The 20,879-nt window shown below is 46.0% G+C and carries 8 protein-coding genes; 4 read left to right on the forward strand and 4 right to left on the reverse strand.

The window, feature by feature from the left end; genetic code table 11:
- Positions 1 to 35: 35 nt before the first annotated feature.
- From QUA20_RS22710 to QUA20_RS22720, 3 genes are all read right to left on the reverse strand, one after another.
- The gene (locus tag QUA20_RS22710) at positions 36 to 1,172 is read right to left on the reverse strand and encodes an adenylate/guanylate cyclase domain-containing protein (protein ID WP_333191344.1); all 1,137 of its coding nucleotides are present in this window, start codon (positions 1,170 to 1,172) and stop codon (positions 36 to 38) included.
- A gap of 37 nt (positions 1,173 to 1,209) precedes the next feature.
- Positions 1,210 to 4,827, reverse strand: coding sequence for a GAF domain-containing protein (locus QUA20_RS22715; protein WP_333191329.1), 3,618 nt, complete (start codon positions 4,825 to 4,827; stop codon positions 1,210 to 1,212).
- Between the two features lie 175 nt (positions 4,828 to 5,002).
- A complete protein-coding gene (locus QUA20_RS22720) occupies positions 5,003 to 6,550 on the reverse strand; it encodes an ATP-binding protein (RefSeq protein WP_333191331.1) in 1,548 nt (515 codons plus the stop codon).
- Between the two features lie 583 nt (positions 6,551 to 7,133).
- On the opposite strand from QUA20_RS22720, the gene QUA20_RS22725 reads away from it, so the two are divergent.
- The 4 genes from QUA20_RS22725 (at position 7,134) to QUA20_RS22740 (ending at position 19,374) form a co-directional block, all read left to right on the forward strand.
- A complete protein-coding gene (locus QUA20_RS22725; RefSeq protein WP_333191333.1) occupies positions 7,134 to 8,456 on the forward strand; it encodes an AAA-like domain-containing protein in 1,323 nt (440 codons plus the stop codon).
- A 235-nt stretch (positions 8,457 to 8,691) separates the two neighbouring features.
- Positions 8,692 to 12,234, forward strand: a complete 3,543-nt coding sequence (locus QUA20_RS22730; protein WP_333191334.1) for an AAA-like domain-containing protein — start codon at positions 8,692 to 8,694, stop codon at positions 12,232 to 12,234.
- A gap of 27 nt (positions 12,235 to 12,261) precedes the next feature.
- Positions 12,262 to 15,828, forward strand: coding sequence for an AAA-like domain-containing protein (locus QUA20_RS22735; RefSeq protein ID WP_333191336.1), 3,567 nt, complete (start codon positions 12,262 to 12,264; stop codon positions 15,826 to 15,828).
- A gap of 27 nt (positions 15,829 to 15,855) precedes the next feature.
- The gene (locus QUA20_RS22740; RefSeq protein WP_333191337.1) at positions 15,856 to 19,374 is read left to right on the forward strand and encodes a WD40 domain-containing protein; all 3,519 of its coding nucleotides are present in this window, start codon (positions 15,856 to 15,858) and stop codon (positions 19,372 to 19,374) included.
- Positions 19,375 to 19,613: 239 nt separating this feature from the next.
- Here the strand turns inward: QUA20_RS22740 and QUA20_RS22745 are convergent.
- A partial coding sequence (locus QUA20_RS22745; RefSeq protein ID WP_333191339.1) for a calcium-binding protein occupies positions 19,614 to 20,879 on the reverse strand: 1,266 nt, incomplete at its 5' end.

Below are 20,879 nucleotides of genomic sequence, written 5' to 3' on the forward strand. Positions count from 1 at the left end.
AATTAGTTCGGCTATAACTTATCAATTAGCTTGAACTAACTTTTTTTACCCTTTAGCCAATAGGCGATCATATCTCCTTTACCTTTAACCGGGATCGCGCCTCTTTCCTCAAATAAATACCGATCTTTTAACAGCTCGTAAATAGCAGCAGTAACTTGAATATATCCCGGTAATCCTTGAGATTCCATGCGAGAAGCAACATTAACGGTATCTCCCCACAAATCATAAATAAATTTTTTCGTGCCAATTACGCCAGCAACTACTGGCCCTGTATTAATGCCAATCCGAATTTGAAACGGTTCACCTGTGTCAGTTTGAAAATCTGCGATCGCTTCCTGCATATCCAACGCCATATCCGCGATCGCTTCAGCATGGTCTGCCCTCGGCACCGGCACCCCCCCTGCTACCATATAAGCATCCCCACTCGTTTTAATTTTCTCCAAATCGTGTTTTTCAGTTAATTGGTCAAACTTTGAAAAAATCTTGTTTAGCAAATTTACCAATTCCAGAGGTGAAATTCTGGCAGCAAGAGACGTAAAACCAACAATATCGGCAAATAGGACTGTTGCTGAGTCAAACCTATCGGCAGCAGCACCCTGGCCTTTTTTCAAATTTTCAACAATCGCTGCGGGTAAAATATTTAACAATAAATGATCTGATTTTTTTTGAGAAAGGCGCAAAGCTACTTCCACCCCCTGTCGCTCTTTAATTTCGTTTTGCAAACGTTTCACAACTTCTTCTAATTGCTTCGTTTGCTCTTGAAGTAACTGTTGCTGACTTTGAATTGTTAACTGATTTGCCACTCGTGCCAATACTTCTTTACTGTTAAAAGGTTTAGTAATATAGTCAACTGCACCCACATCAAAGGCTTTCACCTTATCTACAACGTCATCTAAGGCGCTTAAGAAAATCACGGGAATGGAACTGGTTTTTGGTGAAGTTTTCAACTTTGCACACACCTCATATCCATTCATCTCAGGCATCATCACGTCCAGCAGGATTAGAGTCGGCGGAAACTCTTGCACGGTAGCGATCGCCCTTTGCCCATTCAGCGCTTTACGAACCTGATACCCTTGTGCCGTCAAAATTGTAGATAAAAGCCGCACGTTATCTGGCTTATCATCAACTACTAAAATGTTGGCTTGAATTGTAGGATATTCATTGCTGTCCATGCGATCGCTCACGGTATTCTTTTAAGATCTAAAGATATTAACACTGACGTGCCGTAACTGCGGATTTCGCTAGCTCTATAATATCATCAAAGAGGAAATCATGCACTAAAGTAGTTAAAACTTGTGCGGCTACAGCAAATTGTCTAGGCATTTCCTCAATCAACTTGACAATTTTATCGTCGCAACATTCATGAGCAGCATCATATATCTTCTCCACCCACTCAACAGGCATTTGACCGAGTTGTGATTCTACTACAGATTGATTGCTGGTCGCTCCGCTAATTTCGCTTTCATTTTCTTGGTGTGCATCAACAGATTCCTCGTAAATGTAGCGCATTCCTAGAAGTTCTTCCATTTTGGCAAATAATATTTTTGCCTCGAAGGGTTTACGCATGAAATCATCGCACCCTGTTTCTAAAATAGTTTGTCGTTCTTCTTCAAAAGCGCTAGCTGTAAGAGCAACTATTACAGTTTGTTTTCCGAGAGGATGAGCTTTAATTTTTCTGGTGGCTTCATAGCCATTCATGACAGGCATCTGCATATCCATCCAGATCAGGTGCGGTTGCCAATCCTCCCATACAGCAATAGCTTCTTCACCATCTCTAGCTTCTCGCACGATGATGCCTAGCGGTGACAGTAATCTCTCTATGACTAGGCAGTTATCGGCGCGATCGTCAACTACCAAAATCCGGTATTCTGGTTGATTCGGTGCTAAACCAATTACTTTTTTCTGCGGTTGAAGCATTTTCATCTCGGTTGGATCGGCAAGCTTGATTTCAATATCAAATGCAAACTTACTTCCCACACCAGGCGTACTGCTGACAGCAATATCCCCTCCCATCATTTGTACAAATTTGCGGCTAATTGGTAAACCTAATCCAGTACCCTGTTGAGATTGTTGACCTGTTTTTGTTTGCTCGAATGGTTCAAATAACCTATTCATCTCTTCTGCGGCAATACCAAGGCCGGTATCTTCAATTTCAAACTGAAGGCGTAAAAATACCCGGCGAAGGTCATTCGCCTCTACACCATCAAAGTCCGCCTGCGAGGACTGTTCTGAACCCGCCGAGGCAGGTTTTGTTTGTGTACCCGTAAACTCTGCGGTTTCAACAGCAAAACTTTCTTCTACCTTCTTTTTCACTTGCAACGTAACGCTACCCGTCTCTGTAAACTTGATCGCATTTCCTACAAGATTAATCAAAATTTGGCGCAATTTACCTTCATCTCCATTAAGAAATTGCGGTACGCCGTCAACAACTTCTATATTGAGCTGCAATTTCTTAGCTTTAGCTTTTAATCGAAACATTTCTTTTAAGGTTTCTAGCAGGCGCATTAAATTAAAACTGCTTTCATTAAGCTGACTTCTGCCCGCTTCAATTTTAGACATTTCCAAAATATCATTAATTAGTGCAAGCAAGTGTTCGCCGGCGCGATTAATAATTTCTAGGTGCTGCTGGTGTTGCTTGTTTAAAGATGAATCGCGCACCATCACCTGACTAAATCCCAGAATGGCATTTAGGGGAGTCCGCAGTTCGTGGCTCATAGAAGAAAGGAATTCGCTTTTAGCGCGGTTAGCCGTATCAGCAGCTACGACAGCTTTTTGTAATGCTGTTTCTGCTACTTTGCGTTCGGAAATTTCTGTTTTGGCTTGTTCAAAAAGGGTGGATTGCTTGATGGCAATTGCTAGCTGCACGGAAATTTGCTTGATAGATTCTATCTCAGAAGAGTTCCAATGTCTTTGACTGCGGCAGTGATGAGCAATGACAAGACCCCATAATTTTTCACCTTGCAAAATGGGAACCACGAGGTTAGCTTTAATTTTAAACTGGCTCAGTAAATTAATATGGCACTCTGAAATACCTGCCGTGTAAATATTGTCGATCGCGCGAAGGTGTCCCTGCTCGTAAATAGAGACGTAGTGTTGCTGAAAGCAAGGATCGTTAATATCAATTCCCAAAATCGGCATCGTATCGGCTGCTACCGACTCGACGGCTATAAATCCACTGTAATCTGGATTAAAACGGTAAATAACTGTCCTGTCAGTTGACAAAAACTGGCGCACTTCTTCCACAGCCACTGTCATCACTTCTTCTAGGTTAAGAGAAGAACGAATCCGCTCTTGAATGGAATTTACGAGCCGCTCCCTTTTTAGTTGTTGCTGCAAGGCTATTTCCGCTTGTTTGCGTGCAGTAATATCTACTCCATAACCAACGCACTCCACAGGTATGCCAGCAGCATCTTTGACCAACTTAACCTCATCGTATATCCAGCGATAATTACCGTCTTTGTGCAGTTCGCGGTATTCATAGGAAATCGATCCTTTTTCCAATATCTGAGCGAATGAAGTATTAACAACCTCTCGATCTTCTGGGTGAACGATGCTATGCCAATCAAGAGAACCATCAACAAATTCGCGTGCTTCGTAGCCGATCATTGAAATAACGTTCTCGCTAACAAATGTTACGTCATAATTTCCTCCTAATTGGCAGCTAAAAATCACCGCCGGAGTAGTCGCCAGCAAATATTGCAAGCGTTCGGTGACAGAGCGCAAATTTAACTCGGCTTGCTTGCGATCGCGAGCTTCCATTGCTAAAGCTGTCATCTGTGCCAAATAGCTAGCGAAGCTTTGTTCGTCGAGCGTCCACTTCCTCGGCGTCCCCTGATGTTCCAAACAAATTACACCCGCAATTCGTCCTTGATGGGTAATAGGAACATCTAGCATTGACGAGATGTTTAAAGGAATCAAATAAGATTCTGTAAATTCTTGGGTGCGCGGATCGGTTTTGGCATCAACTGCTGCGATCGTCTGTTCTCTCTTTAGAGCTTGGAAATAGCTAGGATAGTCAGCAACTTTCAGTTCAGCACCCTCATTGTGTTGATTGGCTGTCAGTTCGTAAATATCCGCACAGCACAATGCTAATTTATCTTCCCGATAAAACCAAACGCTTCCCCGCTCAACATTCAGAGTACGGGTTGCCATTTGTGTAATCTCTCTCAACGCCTCGCTAATATTTCCCTCGTAGATACTAGAATTTTGTGCTAATTCTAGCAAGGCAGTTTGTTGGTCTGTTAACCTAAGCTCTCGTTCGCGCAAAGCCGATTCAGCGGCTATTCTTTCTCTAATTTCTGCTTCTAAATAACCGTTGGTTTCTCTCAACTGTGCGGTGCGCTCTTCGACTTTAGTTTCTAAGTCATCATAAGCGTGTCGCAGCGCTAATTCTGCATCTTCACGGACAGTAATTTCACTCTGCAACTTGCGATTTATTGCCTCTAATTCTTGGGGGGTTTTTAAAGATAAAAACTGTGGCAATAGTGTTACCATCTGTCCAGCAGTGAAGCAGGAAACAATTGCAGTAAGTCCTTTCTCAATTCCCGACAGCCAATAAGCGGAATGCCACAGCGTCCAAATTTCTAGCAAGTGACCCGTGCCGCAGAGAATAATAAATGCACCAAATAAAGCAAATATTCCTAAAAAAGGGATATCGCGCCGCTTGAGGATAAAATAAATCAGCATCGCCGGAATTGAATAGTAGGCGATCGCGATTAAAAAGTCGCCGGTGATGTGCAGCCATACCAAAGGTGTTTGCCACAGATAGCAGTGACCGTGAGGCATATACTGACTTGGAGAAAAGATACTTTTGACTATTGGCCACATAATGTTTGATTGCAGATAATTTTAATTAAAATGCTCTTCTTGTTGTATAGTATGTCGAATAGGCTACCCTATTTTTCTTATGAATTAGACCCAAGAGCCTGGCCTATATTTGAGTTAGTGCTGGTTTTTATGCCCACCACACAAGTTGCTTCACCAAAACGGGATCAACCAAAATTTACAGCTTTACAAAAACTTTTTTTGAGCAAGTTGCTTGTTGCTGATTTTGGGATTTCAAGGGAATTTCAATGATAAACTCTGTACCCCTCTCAAGCTCGGAAACACAACGCAAATAACCTTCATGGCTTTTAATAATCTGATAAGAAATTGCCAAACCCAGGCCCGTACCATAACCGATAGGTTTCGTCGTATAAAAGGGATCGTAAATTTTAGCGATCGCGTCAGAATCTATACCAGTGCCATTATCAGCAATGCAAATCTGCACCCACTTGCCCTCAACCAAAAGCGTGCGGATGCGAATTTTTAGCAGTTGGCAATGGGTCTTGTGTAAGTGTTCATCGAAATTATTTTCCCAATAGCCTTTGGTGGAATGTCCCTGCTGCGCCATCAGTTCTAAAGCATCAATAGCATTAGAAATAATGTTCATAAATACTTGGTTGAGCTTTCCAGCATAGCATTCTAACTGTGGTAAATCTCCATACTCTTTAATAACTTGGATAGCCGGACGTTTTGGTTGTTCTTTCAAGCGGTGCTGCACAATCATTAAAGTGCTGTCGATACCTTCATGGATATTTACTTTTTTCATATCCGCTTCGTCTAACCGGGAGAAAGTGCGTAAAGATTTAACGATCTCCCTAATCCGCTCTGCTCCTATCTTCATCGAACTAAAAAGTTTTTGCAGGTCTTCTAAAACAAAATCGAGATCGATGGTTTTAATCTTGTCTGCAATTTCCTGCGCAGGAGTGGGGTAATAAATTTGATATACCTTAATCAGTCCCAAAAGGTCTTTAATGTATTCCTCAGCCGGAATCAGATTGCCATAAATGAAGTTAACAGGGTTATTGATTTCGTGAGCAACGCCAGCTACCATTTGCCCCAAAGAGGACATTTTTTCATTTTGTACGAGTTGAGCTTGGGTGCCTTTAAGTTGTTGCAGAGTTTTCTCTAGCTGCTGAGTTCGTTCAAGCAGTTTAGCTTCAGAGCGCCGCAATGAATTTTCAGCCAAGGAGCGATCGCGATTTTCCTGTAACAAAAGTTCATTGGTGGATTCTAAAGCGCTCGTCCTCTCAATAACCCGTTTTTCCAATTCCAGCATTAATTCTGAGAGTGCTTCCTGAGCTTGTTTGCGATCGCCAATCTCATTTTGTAAAGCCACATTTGCCACCGCCAATTGATCGGGACTGGGGATAGCCAAGATTTTTGGAATTAGTTCCACCAGCACTGCTGCTGTAGATAGCGATATCAGGGCCGTAATCCCTTTAAGAAAACCAGAGAACCAATAATTAGGATGCCACAGCGTCCATATTTCCATAATATGGGTAATGCCGCAGCAGACAATAAAAGAGCCAAACAACATAAAAACCCAGTCAAAAGGCACATCTTGCCGCTTCTTAACTATATAAATCAGCGTAATGGGTATCAAAAAATAAGCGACGGCAATCAAAGCATCTGACAAAACGTGCAGCCCCACTAATCCAGGCTTCCACAAGTAGCAATGGCCGTGAGGAATAAAATAATTGGGAAACATTTTATGAACCATTTGCATCAAATCAACTCGGTTATCTGCTACTATTTTTTAGAGGGGATTACAGGAAAATTTAAAAACCTGCGAACACAAAAAGAAGAATTAGGCTTTTGGACTTAACAATTGTCACAATTGTGATGAATAGATGCAGCGATATGAAAGGATATCTTGGATTTGTGGCGTAACATTTGTGGCTCAACTTTATTTAGAAACACAAATTTTTCTAAATAAAATCGCTGAAACCCTTGCCCGGAAAATTTTAAGCCATATCAATTACCCGATAGTCACGAGAACTCTATGAAACTACATCTGATTAAATTAACATCAATTAACTAAAATTTATCAAGGTCAAGTGTCACATTTATAATTATGGCTTTACTACTCACTGTGACACCTGCATGACATTTTGGCCGACGAGCGTAGGGATTACGCCCTAGGGAGTAGAATAAAGAAGGGTTCGGTGACATTTAACGGATTTTACCTGTTACCCCCAGAGAAATATTATTTCCGCCTCGCGTCGCAATTCAATAGGCTATCGCTCAGGGCTTTACAGTCAATCAAAAGTGATAACATCAACGATACACTTAGGGAATAATTGCAAATTATGACAATAGATGAGGTCATACAGCTAACTCGTACCCGATTTAAAAAAAATTTATATCCCGTACAAGAAATCATACTCCGCCAAGTTTGGGAAGGAAAGACTTATACAAGTATAGCATCAGCCTCTCATTACGGAGAGCATTACCTGAGAAACATCGCCTCGTCCTTGTGGCAATCTCTCTCTGAGATCTTGCAGATACCTATTAGTAAATCAAATTTTAGATCCTCTCTAGAATCGCGTTCCCTGACAGCAGAGGAACGAAAATTAATAGAAGAATTTACCCGCAGCCAATGCCTAGCAACACCTTTAGACTATCCCGGCTCTCCAGTACCCCTCGGTTCGCCATTTTATATCCATCACCCGCTAATTGAAGAACTCGCGTACCGACAGATTGACAAACCTGGAAGTGTTCTGCGGATTAAAGCTCCCCGGAAGATGGGAAAAAGTTCCCTGCTGCTAAGGATTTTAGAGCGCGCTAATTCTCTTGGCTACCAAACCGTAAGTTTGGATTTTCAGCAAGCCGAGGAAGCTGTTTTAGACAACTTGGATAAATTTTTACGCTGGTTTTGTGCCAACATCAGCCGTCACCTAAAATTGCCACCTCTATTAGATGATTATTGGGATGAAGATATGGGTAGCAAAGTAAGCTGCACCGTCTATTTGCAACAATATGTATTAGCAGAAATAAGGAGTCCTATTGTCTTAGCTTTAAATGAAGTCAATAGAATTTTAGAGTATCCAAAAATTGCCAGAGAATTTTTGCCGCTGCTGCGAAGCTGGCATGAAGAAGCAAAGCGGATAGAAACTTTTGGAAAACTGCGGTTAATCGTACTTCACTCCACAGAAGTTTATATTCCTTTTAAGCTGAATGAATCGCCTTTTAATGTCGGTTTGCCGCTGCAATTACCCTATTTTACAAAAGAGCAGATACTTGCTTTAGCGCAGCGTCACGGACTGGATTGGAGAGATACCCCCGATGCCGATCGACTGATGGCAATGGTGGGGGGACATCCTTATCTGGTGCGGCTCGCTTTTTACCACCTCTGTCAAAACGCTGTAACGCTAGATAGGCTACTACAAGAAGCTCCCACACTGGCGGGAATTTATAAAGATTACTTGCAGAATTTTTGGGTGACATTGCAAGAGTATCCCGAACTTGCGGTTGCACTTAAACAAGTGGTAAAATCTGAGGGGGGCGTGGAATTAGATCCGATATTAGGTTCTAAATTAATGAGTATGGGGCTGATTCATATCGATAACAACCGCTATACGCTAAGCTGCGAGTTGTACCGCCTGTATTTTGGTTCGCACAACTTTCTTTAGAGCGGGGGTTTACTGTTTTTTTGCGCCATACAAAATTATTCTTGAAAACTAGACTTGTCCGGGCGATGATAAGTCGCTGCTATACAAACAAAGTCCGCGCCGGCGGACTAAATAAAAAAAGGCGGTAATTAACCCAAATTTGGCATAATTTTTATTACAATCAAGCTCCAGTACCACATCCTCACCTCTAAATAAATTCACTACATACTCACCTTTAAAACCACCTGTAAACGGCATGACCAAGGTTAGATACCAAATTGGTGGCAGTCTCGCCAGTGATGCGCCTACCTATGTAGTAAGATCTGCCGATTCCGAACTCTATGAAGCATTAAAAGCTGGCGAATTTTGTTACATCCTCAACTCGCGGCAAATGGGAAAATCTTCTCTCTTAGTCCGCACCTTGCACCGATTGCAAGCAGAAGGATTTCAATGCAGCACCATCGACATGACCCGCATCGGTAGCGAAAACATTACTCCCTTACAGTGGTACAAAGGAATCGTTGGGGATTTATGGCGCGGCTTCCATCTTTTAGGGCAACTTAACTTAAAAACTTGGTGGAAAGAACAAGAAGAAGTTTCTCTCCTGCAAAGATTGAGTCAATTTATTGAAGAGATTTTATTAGTAAAATTTCCGCAGGAGCGAATTTTTATATTTGTCGATGAAATTGATAGTATTTTAAGCTTAGATTTTCCCGTTGATGACTTTTTCGCCTTGATTCGTTATTGTTACAACCAACGAGCCATTAATCCCGCCTACAACCGAATTACCTTCGCGATTTTCGGAGTAGCTACACCCAGCGATTTAATCGCCGATAAAAATCGGACACCTTTTAATATCGGACAAGCAGTAGATTTGCACGGTTTTTCTTGGGAAGAAGCCTCTCCTTTAACTCAAGGTTTAGAGAGTGTAGTTAGTAATGCCGAGGTAATTATCAAATCAATATTAGCTTGGACTTCTGGGCAACCATTTCTGAGCCAAAAGCTGTGTCAATTGATAGTAAGAGCGACGCGAGAATCTCACACTGACGTGCTGATAATTCCACCGGGAACGGAAGAATTTTTTGTGGAATCGGTCGTGCGATCGCACATCATCGACAATTGGGAATCTCAAGACGAACCAGAGCATTTAAAGACGATCCGCGATCGCCTCCTGAGAAACGAACAACGCGCCGGAAGATTGCTAGGCATTTACCAGCAAATCTTGCAAAGTGTGGAAGTACCAACCGATGATACCAGAGATCAAATCGAACTATTACTATCGGGTTTAGTGGTAAAAAAATATGGGTATTTGCAGGTAAAAAACATAATTTATCAAGAAGTATTTAATCTCGAATGGGTAGAAAAACACTTAGGGCAACTGCGCCCTTACTCCCAACTATTTGATGCTTGGATCGCTTCCAAACAACAAGACGAATCGCGACTGTTGCGCGGACAAGCGCTGAAAGACGCTAAATCCTGGGCGCAAGGTAAAAGTTTGAGCGATTTGGACTATCAGTTTTTAGCCGCTTCTGGTGAATTAGACAAGTTGGAAATGCAGCAAGCACTGGAAGCAGAACGAGTAAAAGAAGTCGAAGCACGACTGGTAGAAGAACGCAAGCGCGTAGCTTATGAAAGAAAGACAGCACAGCGACAGCGCAAGTTTATTGCAGCGTTGAGTGGGTTGCTGATAGCTGCGATCGCATCCGCCATTTTCGCCCTCTGGCAATATTACCGCGCCGCCAAAAGCGAAATACAAGCCCTCAGCATCTCCTCCACAGGGCAATTCGCCTCTCAACAGCGATTAGACGCCCTCGTCACTGCCATCAAAGCCAGACGCAGGCTCGATGACCTCCCTAATTCCAACCCCCAGTTGCGATCGCAAGTTCGACAAGTGCTGCAACAGGCCATCTACGGAACGGCAGAATTCAATCGCCTGACGGCGCATTCCAGCGTGGTTCTGGGTCTTGATGTCAGCCCAGACGCCCAACTCATCGCCACCGGCGGCGGCGATCGCACAGTCAAGCTGTGGCAGCGGGACGGTGCGCTGCTCCACAACCTGCAACACCCGGCTGCTGTCTTCGGGCTCAAATTCAGTCCCGACAGCCAGCGCCTGGTCACATCCAGTCTCAACGGCAGCATTTATCTGTGGGATCGAGACGGCAAGCTCCTCAAAACCTTTCAGGGACACAGCGCTGCGATATGGGACATTGCCGTCAGTCCGGGCGGCGATCGCTTTGCCACTGGCAGCGAAGACAGCACGATTCGCCTGTGGGACTTTAATGGCAAACTGCTGGAGACACTAAGCGGACATCAAGGTGGGGTTTGGGGTATTGCCTTCAGTTCGGATGGAAACCTGCTCGCCTCTAGCAGCACCGACGGTACGGTCAAGGTCTGGACCAAGGACGGCAAACTGGTGAGAACTCTGGAAGGGCACGCGGCTGCCGTTTGGGACGTTAAGTTCGCCTTCCTCGCAGACAGTGACGGCACAAAACGTCTCGCTATTCTCTCTGCCAGCGCTGACAACACGGTTAAAATCTGGCAACTCGACGGAACGCTGCTACGAACTCTCGGGGGTCACAGTTCCGAAGTGTTGGAAATTGCCGTCAGCGATACAGGCGATGTCATTGCTTCCGCCAGCGCAGACGGAACCATCAATCTCTGGAAGCCGGACGGGACGCTTTTGAAAGTCCTCAAAGGGCATCAATCTGCAATTCGCGGCGTTATCTTTATTCCCAACTCTCAAATCGCTGTCTCCGCCAGCGACGACAATACCGTCCGGCTATGGAACCCGACAAACCCTTTCTCGAAAGTTCTGTACGGACATAGCGGCATCATTTGGGATGTGGACTTCAGCCAAGACGGTCAGATGTTAGCTTCAGCCGGTTCGGATGGCAGCTTCAAAGTGTGGGCAAAAGACGGTACGTTGCTGAAGTCTTTGGCGGGAGACAAGGCTCCCGTTTATTCGGTTGCTTTCGTCTCTCCTGCTAGCTTTGCCAAAGAAGATATCTTGCCTGTACTCGCTTTTGCTGGTACAGATAAAACGATTAAACTCTGGCAGTTCGACGGGACGCTGCTGAAAACCATAACAGGACATGGGGCGAGCGTTTGGGATGTCTCCGTCAGTCCTGACGGTCAGTTCCTCGCTTCTGCCAGCGACGACAAAACCGTGAAACTGTGGAACAAGGACGGCACTTTGCTGAAAACGTTCACAGGACATGAGGCTAGGGTTTACGATGTGGACTTTACCCCCGACGGAAACAGGCTGGTTTCTGTCAGTGCAGATGGTACAGTTCGGTTGTGGAGTTTGGACGGTCGCTTGAACAAGACTTTGAAAGGTCATCGCAGTGGAATTTGGGAAGTCGCTGTCAGTCCAGACGGTCGGACTTTGGCAAGTGCGAGCATGGATGACACGATTAAACTTTGGACGATCGATGGCACGTTGCTGAAAACCATCAAGGGAAATACTAGAGGCTTGATGGCAGTTGATTTCAGTCCTGACGGTCAAATGCTGGTGGCGGGAGGCGCATCTGGCGCAGTCAAACTCTGGAAAATTGACGGCACGGAAATAACGACGCTAACCCGACATGAGGGGAATGTTTGGGCGGTGGCGTTTAGTCCCGATGGCAAACAGATTGCTTCTGTTGGGGACGATCGCACGGTGATTTTGTGGGATGTGGAGCGCATTCTCAAACTAGATGAACTGGCTTATGCTTGCGATCGCGTGCGGGATTATCTGCAGACAAATGCCGATGTGAAGGATGAGGATAGACATTTGTGCGATCGAGCGGGCGATCGCTAAATAATCAGAAACTCTTAGCTCAAAATGATGAACAATTATCCATACCAAATTGGTGGCAGTCTCGCCAATAATGCGCCTACCTATGTAGTAAGAGCTGCCGATTCCGAACTCTACGAAGCATTAAAAGCTGGCGAATTTTGTTACGTCCTCAACTCGCGGCAAATGGGCAAATCTTCTCTCTTAGTCCGCACCTTGCACCGATTGCAAGCTGAAGGATTTCAATGCAGCACCATCGACATGACCCGCATCGGCAGCGAAAATATCACTCCCCTACAGTGGTATAAAGGCATGATTGGGGAACTGTGGCGCGGCTTCAAATTATTAGGACAAGTTAATTTTAAAACCTGGTGGTGCGATGAAGAAGATGTCTCGTTTCTGCAAAGATTGAGCCATTTTATAGAAGATATCCTACTGGTCAAATTTCCTCAAGAGCAGATATTTATATTCATCGATGAAATCGATAGCATTCTCAGTTTGGATTTCGCGGTCGATGATTTTTTCGCCCTGATTCGGTTTTGCTACAATCAGCGAGCGATTAATCCTTCATACAATCGCATTAGTTTTGCAATTTTTGGAGTAGCCGCGCCGAGCGATTTAATAGCTGACAAAAAGCGAACTCCTTTTAATATCGGTCGTGCTATAGATTTGCGGGGTTTTGAACGGCACGAATCGCAACTATTAGTTAAAGGATTAGAGAGTGCCGTAAGTAATCCTGATGCCGTAATCAAACAAATATTAGCTTGGACTTCAGGACAGCCATTCCTCACCCAGAAAATTTGCTATTTGGCTTACAGAGCTAGCCTTGAAACGGCGGGCGGAGTAGTAAATATTCCCCCGGGAGCAGAGGCATTTTGGGTGGAGAGTTTGGTGCGATCGCAAATCATCGATAAATGGGAATCCCTAGACGAACCGGAGCATTTAAAAACGATACGCGATCGCCTCCTTAGCAACGAACAATACACTGCACGTAGCTTAGGCATCTATCAGCAGCTCTTACAGGGGGGTGAAATTGAAGCCGATGATAGTCGAGAGCAGATCGAACTGTTGCTATCAGGTTTGGTAGTTAAACAACAAGGTTTGTTGAAGGTCAAAAACCCGATTTATCAAGCAGTGTTTAACCTACAATGGGTAGAAAAACAGTTAGAGCAACTGCGTCCTTACTCCCAAGCTTTCAACGCTTGGATCGCTTCAAAACAAACCGATGAATCGCGACTGTTGCGGGGACAATCGCTAAAAGACGCTTCCTACTGGGCCCAGGGAAAAAGTTTGAGCGATTTGGATTATCAATTTTTAGCGACTTCTCAAGAATTAGACAGGCTGGAAGTGCAGCAAGCGCTGGAAGCAGCGAGGCTCAGAGAAGTTGAAGCGAGACTCGCAGAAGAACGCAAGCGGTTAGTTTTAGAGCGAGAGATAGCGAAGCGACAGCGAAGATTTCTTGGGGCGCTCAGCGGAGCGCTAATAGTTGCGATCGCCTTTGGCATTATTGCCCTCTGGCAATATCATTACGCGATCGCCAGCGAGCAGCAAGCCCGCATCAGCGAAATTCAAGCCCTCACCTCCTCCTCCGCAGGGCAATTCGCCTCCCAACAGCGATTAGACGCCCTCGTGAGTGCGATCAAAGCCAGACGCAGGCTCGACAGTCTCGCGAATTCCAGCCCCCATTTGCAATCTCAAGTTCAACAAATACTGCAACAAGCCATCTATGGAACGGCAGAATTCAATCGCCTGTTGGGGCATTCCAGCCCGGTTCTGGCAGTTGATGTCAGTCCAGACGGTCAACTCATAGCCACCGGAGGCGGCGACCAAACAGCCAAGGTGTGGCAACGGGATGGCACCTTGCTGCACACTCTCGAGCACACGATCAGCAGCGTCTACGCCCTCAGTTTTACTCCCGACAGTCAGAGCCTGGTAACATCCAGCGTAGACGGCAACATTTATCTGTGGAGTCGGGAAGGTAAACTGCTCAAAACCTTTCAGGGACACAAGACTGCGATCTGGGCGATCGCCGTGAGTCCAGACGGTGAGCGCATCGCCTCCGCCAGTGAAGACAGCACCATTCGCCTGTGGAGCGTTGATGGCAAACTGCTCAAAACCCTGAGCGGACATCAAGGTGCAGTTTGGGGTGTTGCCTTTAGCCCGGATGGAAACCTCCTCGCATCTAGCAGCACAGATAATACTGTCAAGGTCTGGACTCTAGACGGCGAACTGGTGAGCACTCTGGAAGGTCACAGCGCCACCGTTTGGGACGTTGAGTTCGCTTTACTTGCCGATAATAGCGGCACCAAGCGTCCCGCCATCATCTCTGCCAGCGCTGACAACACTGTCAAACTCTGGCAACCCGACGGAACCCTGCTACGAACTCTTAGCGGTCACAGTGCGGAAGTGTTTGAAGTCGCCGTCAGCACAGCAGGCGATCTCATCGCTTCCGCCAGCGCCGACGGAACCATCAATCTCTGGAAGCCGGACGGGACAATTTTGAAAGTCCTCAAAGGGCATCAATCGGGAATTCGCGGGCTTGCTTTTATTCCTAACAGTCCAATAGTTATCTCCGCCAGCGACGACAATACCGCCCGACTGTGGAACCCGACAAACCCCTTCTCAAAAGTTCTTTACGGACATGGCGGCACGATTTGGGATGTGGATTTCAGCCCGGACGGTCAGATGCTAGCTTCAGCCAGTACGGATGGCAGCTTCAAACTGTGGGCGCGAGACGGCACGTTGCTGAAGTCTTTTGCCGGAAATAAGACCGCCGTTCGCTCCGTTGCTTTCCTCTCTGGTGCCAGCTTTGCCAATCCTGCGATCGCACCTATTTTTGCTACCGCTAGTGAAGATAAAACAATTAAATTCTGGCAGTTCGACGGGACGCTGCTGAAAACCATTACAGGACATGGGGCGGGAGTGTGGGATGCCTCCGTCAGTCCAGATGGTCGGCTACTGGCTTCTGCTAGCAACGATAAAACTGTGAAACTGTGGAACAAGGACGGCACTTTGCTGAAAACTTTCACAGGGCATCGGGCTAGGGTTTACGATGTGGACTTTACCCCTGACGGACAGAGGCTGGTTTCAGCCAGTAGCGACAGCACTGCTCGGTTGTGGAGTCTTGACGGTAAGTTTTCCAAGACTCTAGAGGGTCATCGCAGCCCGATTTGGGAAGTTGCCATCAGTCCAGACGGTCGCACTTTGGCAACTGCCAGCAGGGATGACACGATTAAACTCTGGACGATCGATGGCACGTTGCTCAAAACCCTCAAGGGAAATACTAGAGGCATGATGGCAGTTAATTTCAGTCCTGACGGTCAAATTCTGGTGGGGGGAGGCTCAACTGGCGCACTCAAACTTTGGAAAACCGACGGGACAGAAATAACGACGCTAACCGGACATGAAGGGAACGTTTGGGGAGTTGCGTTTAGCCCCGATGGCAAACTCATTGCCTCCGCTGGGGACGATCGCACGGTGATTTTGTGGGATGTGGAGCGCATTCTCAAACTAGATGAACTCGCTTATGCGTGCGATCGCGTGCGGGATTACCTGCGAACAAATGCCGATGTGAAGGAGGAGGACAGACATTTGTGCGATCGAGTGGGCGATCGCTAAATAATCAGAAACTCTGAGCTCAAAATGATGAACAATTATCAATACCAAATTGGTGGCAGTCTCGCCAATAATGCGCCTACCTATGTAGTAAGAGCGGCCGATTCCGAACTCTACGAAGCATTAAAAGCTGGCGAATTTTGTTACGTCCTCAACTCGCGTCAAATGGGCAAATCTTCCCTCTTAGTCCGCACTCAATATCGATTGCAAGCAGAAGGATTTCAATGCAGCACCATCGACATGACCCGCATCGGCAGCGAAAATATCACTCCCTTACAATGGTATAAAGGAATCGTTGGCGATTTGTGGCGCGGCTTCAAATTATTAGGGCAAGTTAATTTTAAAAGCTGGTGGAAAGAAGAAGAAGTTTCTCTCCTCCAAAGATTGAGCCATTTCATCGAAGACATCTTGTTAGCCCAATTTCCAGAATACAGAATTATTATATTTGTTGATGAAATTGATAGCATTTTAAGTTTAGATTTTCCAGTCGATGATTTTTTTGCCTTGATTCGGTACTGTTACAACCAAAGAGCCATCAATCCAGAATACAATCGAATTACCTTCGCCATTTTCGGAGTAGCGACGCCCAGCGATTTAATAGTAGATAAAAATCGAACTCCTTTTAATATCGGACGAGCGCTCGATTTGCAGGGGGTTTCTTTTGAGAAAGCACAACCATTAGCTTTAGGATTAGAAAATATAATCCCCCATCCACCAGCAGTTATAAAAGAAATATTAGCTTGGACTGGAGGGCAGCCATTTATGACCCAAAAAATATGTGAATTGGTGGTAAGAACTACTAAAGAATCCCGCGGCGGTGATTTAACAATACCAGCGATAACCGAAGGATTTTTTGTCGAATCTGTGGTCAGAGCGCAACTTATCGAGAATTGGGAATCGCAAGACGAACCAGAGCATTTGAAAACGATACGCGATCGCCTTCTTCGCAACGAACAACGCGCAGCTAGATTGCTAGGCATTTATCAGCAAATCTTACAAGGCGTAAAAGTGGCAACCGATGACAGCCGAGAGCAAATCGAACTATTGCTATCGGGATTAGTCGTCAAACAGCCGGGTTATTTGCAGGTAAAAAACCGAATTTATCGAGAAGTATTTAACCTCGAATGGGTAGATCAACAATTAGGAAAACTCCGCCCTTACTCCCAAGCCTTCGATGCTTGGATTGCTTCTAGACAACAGGACGAATCGCGGCTTTTGCGCGGTCAAGCTCTGGAAGAAGCTCTATTTTGGGCGCAAGGAAAAAGTTTGAGCGACTTAGATTATCAATTTATTGCTGCCAGTCAAAACCTCGATCGCCAAGAAGTTCAACTCGCTTTAGAAGCAGAACGGACAAAAGAAGTAGAAGCGCGACTGAGAGAGGAACAAATACGATTAATTCAAGAGAAAAAAGCTGCCAAACGACAAAGATTTTTGCTGTTTGCAGTCAGTGGAGCATTGCTATTTGCCGGCGGCTTAGGGGTGACAACTTATTTTCAGTATCGCCGAGCAGTAGCAAGCGAACGCGAAGCAAGAATCAGCGAAATTAAAGCACTGACATCTTCTTCTGATGGATTGTTTGCCTCAAACCGGAGATTAGACGCGCTGATAAAAGCGATCGAAGCTAAACGAAAATTACAAAAATTAGGATTGGCAGATGCCAGTATAAATCGCGAAGTTGAAAATGTACTGCGACAAGCCGTTTATCAAGCAGATGAATACAACCGTTTTTCTGGACATAAAGCGGCTGTTATGGCAGTCGATATCAGCCCTGACAGTAAGCTGATTGCCTCCGCAAGTGTAGATAAAACTGTTAAACTTTGGCGGCGGGACGGGACAGAAGTTGCCACCCTCAAAGGTCATCAAGCGAGCGTCAGAACAGTCAAATTTAGCCCGAACGGTCAACTCATTGCTTCTGGAAGTGACGATGACGCGGTGAAAGTTTGGAGGCTGGACGGCACTTTGTTGAAAACTTTTCAGGGTCACAGTGCTAGCGTGTGGGGAGTAGCCTTTAGTCCCGACGGTAAAACAATTGCCTCTGCCAGCGCTGACAACACCGTAAAACTCTGGAACCAAGACGGCACTTTGTTGAAAACGCTTCAGGGTCATACTGCTGGGGTAGGCTCAGTAGTTTTTAGTCCCGACGGTAAGATAATTGCGTCGGCAAGTGGAGACAAAACGGTAAAACTCTGGAAGCGTGACGGCACTTTTCTGAGAACTCTCGAAGGTCATATTTCTGTCTTGTGTTCAGTGGCGTTTAGTCCCGACGGTGAAACAATTGCGTCGGCAAGTGGAGATAAAACGGTAAAACTTTGGAAGCGTGACGGCACTTTGCTGAGAACGCTCGAAGGTCATACGGCTGTGGTATCTGCCCTTGTGTTTAGTCCCGACGGTCAAACCATCGCCTCTGCCAGTCGGGATAAAACTGTAAAACTTTGGAACGTTGACGGAACAGAATTGACGACCTTCAGAGGTCACAGCGCTGCAATTTGGGGAGTTGATTGGAGTCCTGACGGCAGCTTTATTGCGTCGGCAGGCGCAGAAAACACCGTCAGACTGTGGGAAAGTCAAAATCCATTGCAGACAACTATTACTGGACATAAAGCCGGAATTTGGGCGATCGCTCTCAGTGCTGATAGCTCTACAATTGCTACGGGCAGCGAGGACGGCACAACTAAACTTTGGAGTCGCCAAGGCAAATTGCTGGCGACTTTCACCGGAGAGAATGCAGCAATTTATGGGGTTGCTATAACTCGCGATCGCCAGTTAATTGCTGCTGGCAGAGACGACCATAAGGTGAATGTGTGGCAGCGAAACGGCAATTCGAGTGCAACTTTAACAGGTCATAAAGCTGCGCTTTTTGGAGTAGCGTTTAGTCCTGACGGTCAAATCCTCGCTTCTTCAAGTCAAGATAACACGGTCAAGCTTTGGCGGCGCAATGGAACGTTACTGCATACCCTGAGAGGACATAATACTCCTGTTTGGCACGTAGCATTTAGCCCAGACGCGCAGTTAATTGCCTCCGCAGGAGGAGACGGGACTGTGAAGTTATGGCAGCTTGACGGTACGTTAGTGAGAACCTTTCGAGGTCACGCTGCGGCAGTTTGGAGAGTTGGTTTCAACCGTCAAGGTAATATCATCGCTTCTGGCAGTGGAGACAATACCGTTAAGCTTTGGACTGTTGAAGGTAAGTTATTGAGAACGCTTGTAGGTCACGCAGCAGCGGTGTGGGGAGTGGCGTTTAGTCCTGACGGTCAAATTATTGCTTCTGGCAGTGTAGACAACACGGTGAAGTTGTGGAAACTGGACGGTACGCAACTAACAACGCTTAGAGGTCACACGGCGGCGATTAGGGGATTGGCCTACAGTTCTGACGGAAAGTTTGTGGCTTCCGTCAGTGAGGATAACAGGCTGATTCTGTGGAATGTGGAGCGAGTGTTGAATCTGAATTTGTTGGGTTGCGGTTGCGATCGCGTGCGCGATTATTTGCGGACGAATGCGATAGTGGAAAAGGGCGATCGCTTGTTGTGTTCGCGCATTGACACGGAATAATCTCTAGTCCGCTTTATTCGTAAAAATTGATTATTAATATGTGTGGTCGAGATAGTCAGAATATTAGAGAATATTTTTCTCAATTAAATACTTTGTATTGGGTTCTGCTATAATACTCAATCAGGCTTAAATACTCCCTTTATCTCTTAGTCCCCTTCTGCTCGGACGAGAGTTTGTGTAGTAGCGGTTTCAATCGGTGACGGATAAAGGGAGTAGCAAACCTGGATTTGGTATAATAACTACAAACTAATGAAATTGCTAGCGGTGAGAATACCGGGCGTAATACCGTTAAGCTTCGCCAACAATTGATTGGTGTCCGTCACAGTAATAAAAGTCTGATTGTTGCTCGAAGTAATGCTGAGTTGATTGAAACTCAAACCAGAGTTTAACCCAATTAAATCCTCTCCTTTGCGGAAATCATTAATGGTGTCGCTACCCAAACCTTGACTGAGGAAAAACACATCATTTCCCGAACCTCCCGTCAATGTATCGTCCCCAACATCCCCGGAAAGGAAATCGGAACCGCTGCCACCACTGAGAATATCATTACCTTTGCCTCCATACAGGGTATCGTTACCGATGTCGCCACAGAGCACATCGTTTTCATTGCCGCCTAACAGCAAGTCGTTGCCCTCACCGCCATCGAGACTGTCGTTTTCTTTGCCACCGTAAAGCGTGTCATGTCCCAATAAGCCAAAAATCAGGTCTGCACCTTCATTGCCAAACGCAATATCGTTGCCGTCTCCAGTATTAATTGTGTCATTTCCTAAGTTGCCTAAAATGTAGTCGTCGCCATCTTCACCGAGCAAGATATCGTCATCTTTACCGCCAAAAATGGTGTCGTTGCCACCGCCGCCGGCAACAGTATCATTGGCGATATCTCCCCTCAAAAAGTCTTCGCCATCTCCGCCAACAACAGTGTCATTATCTTTGCCAGCGTAGATGGTATCGTTACCAGCGTCGCCTTGGATGAAATCGCTGCCTTCATTGCCGAAGAGCGAGTCGTTATCTGCACCGCCTTGGATGTTGTCATTGCCACCCATACCGTAGAGAGTATCGTTGCCGGCAAGTCCGTTAATCGACTCGTTGATGCTGCTGCTCATGATGAAATCGGCATCGTTACCCCCGTTGAGAGTTTGTTGGACGGGGTTGGGAGTAATGGTGGCAGAGTCGAGTTGCGGGGCGTTGAGGTCATCCAGCAGGCAATCATCTGTTTCCGGTGTCGGAGTTGGAGTCGGCGCGGGTGTGGGCGTCGGAGTCGGTGCGGGTGTGGGCGTCGGAGTCGGTGCGGGTGTGGGAGTTGGAGTCGGTGCGGGTGTGGGCGTTGGAGTCGGTGCGGGTGTGGGCGTCGGAGTCGGTGCGGGTGTGGGCGTCGGAGTCGGAGTCTCAGTCGGAGTTGGAGTCGGCGCGGGTGTGGGCGTCGGAGTCGGAGTCGGCGTGACTGTAGGGTTAAATTCATAAGCGCCAATATCAACGATCGCACTTCCGTTATTATCGCCATCTTG

It is taken from the genome of Microcoleus sp. Pol7_A1 (assembly GCF_036701085.1).
Taxonomy (GTDB): Bacteria; Cyanobacteriota; Cyanobacteriia; order Cyanobacteriales; family Microcoleaceae; genus Microcoleus; species Microcoleus asticus.

Coding starts and splice junctions, on each gene's coding strand:
- QUA20_RS22710 (WP_333191344.1), bottom strand. CDS start 1,172: ATGGACAGCAATGAATATCCTACAATTCAAGCCAACATTTTAGTAGTT.
- QUA20_RS22715 (WP_333191329.1), bottom strand. CDS start 4,827: ATGTGGCCAATAGTCAAAAGTATCTTTTCTCCAAGTCAGTATATGCCT.
- QUA20_RS22720 (WP_333191331.1), bottom strand. CDS start 6,550: ATGCAAATGGTTCATAAAATGTTTCCCAATTATTTTATTCCTCACGGC.
- QUA20_RS22725 (WP_333191333.1), top strand. CDS start 7,134: ATGACAATAGATGAGGTCATACAGCTAACTCGTACCCGATTTAAAAAA.
- QUA20_RS22730 (WP_333191334.1), top strand. CDS start 8,692: ATGACCAAGGTTAGATACCAAATTGGTGGCAGTCTCGCCAGTGATGCG.
- QUA20_RS22735 (WP_333191336.1), top strand. CDS start 12,262: ATGAACAATTATCCATACCAAATTGGTGGCAGTCTCGCCAATAATGCG.
- QUA20_RS22740 (WP_333191337.1), top strand. CDS start 15,856: ATGAACAATTATCAATACCAAATTGGTGGCAGTCTCGCCAATAATGCG.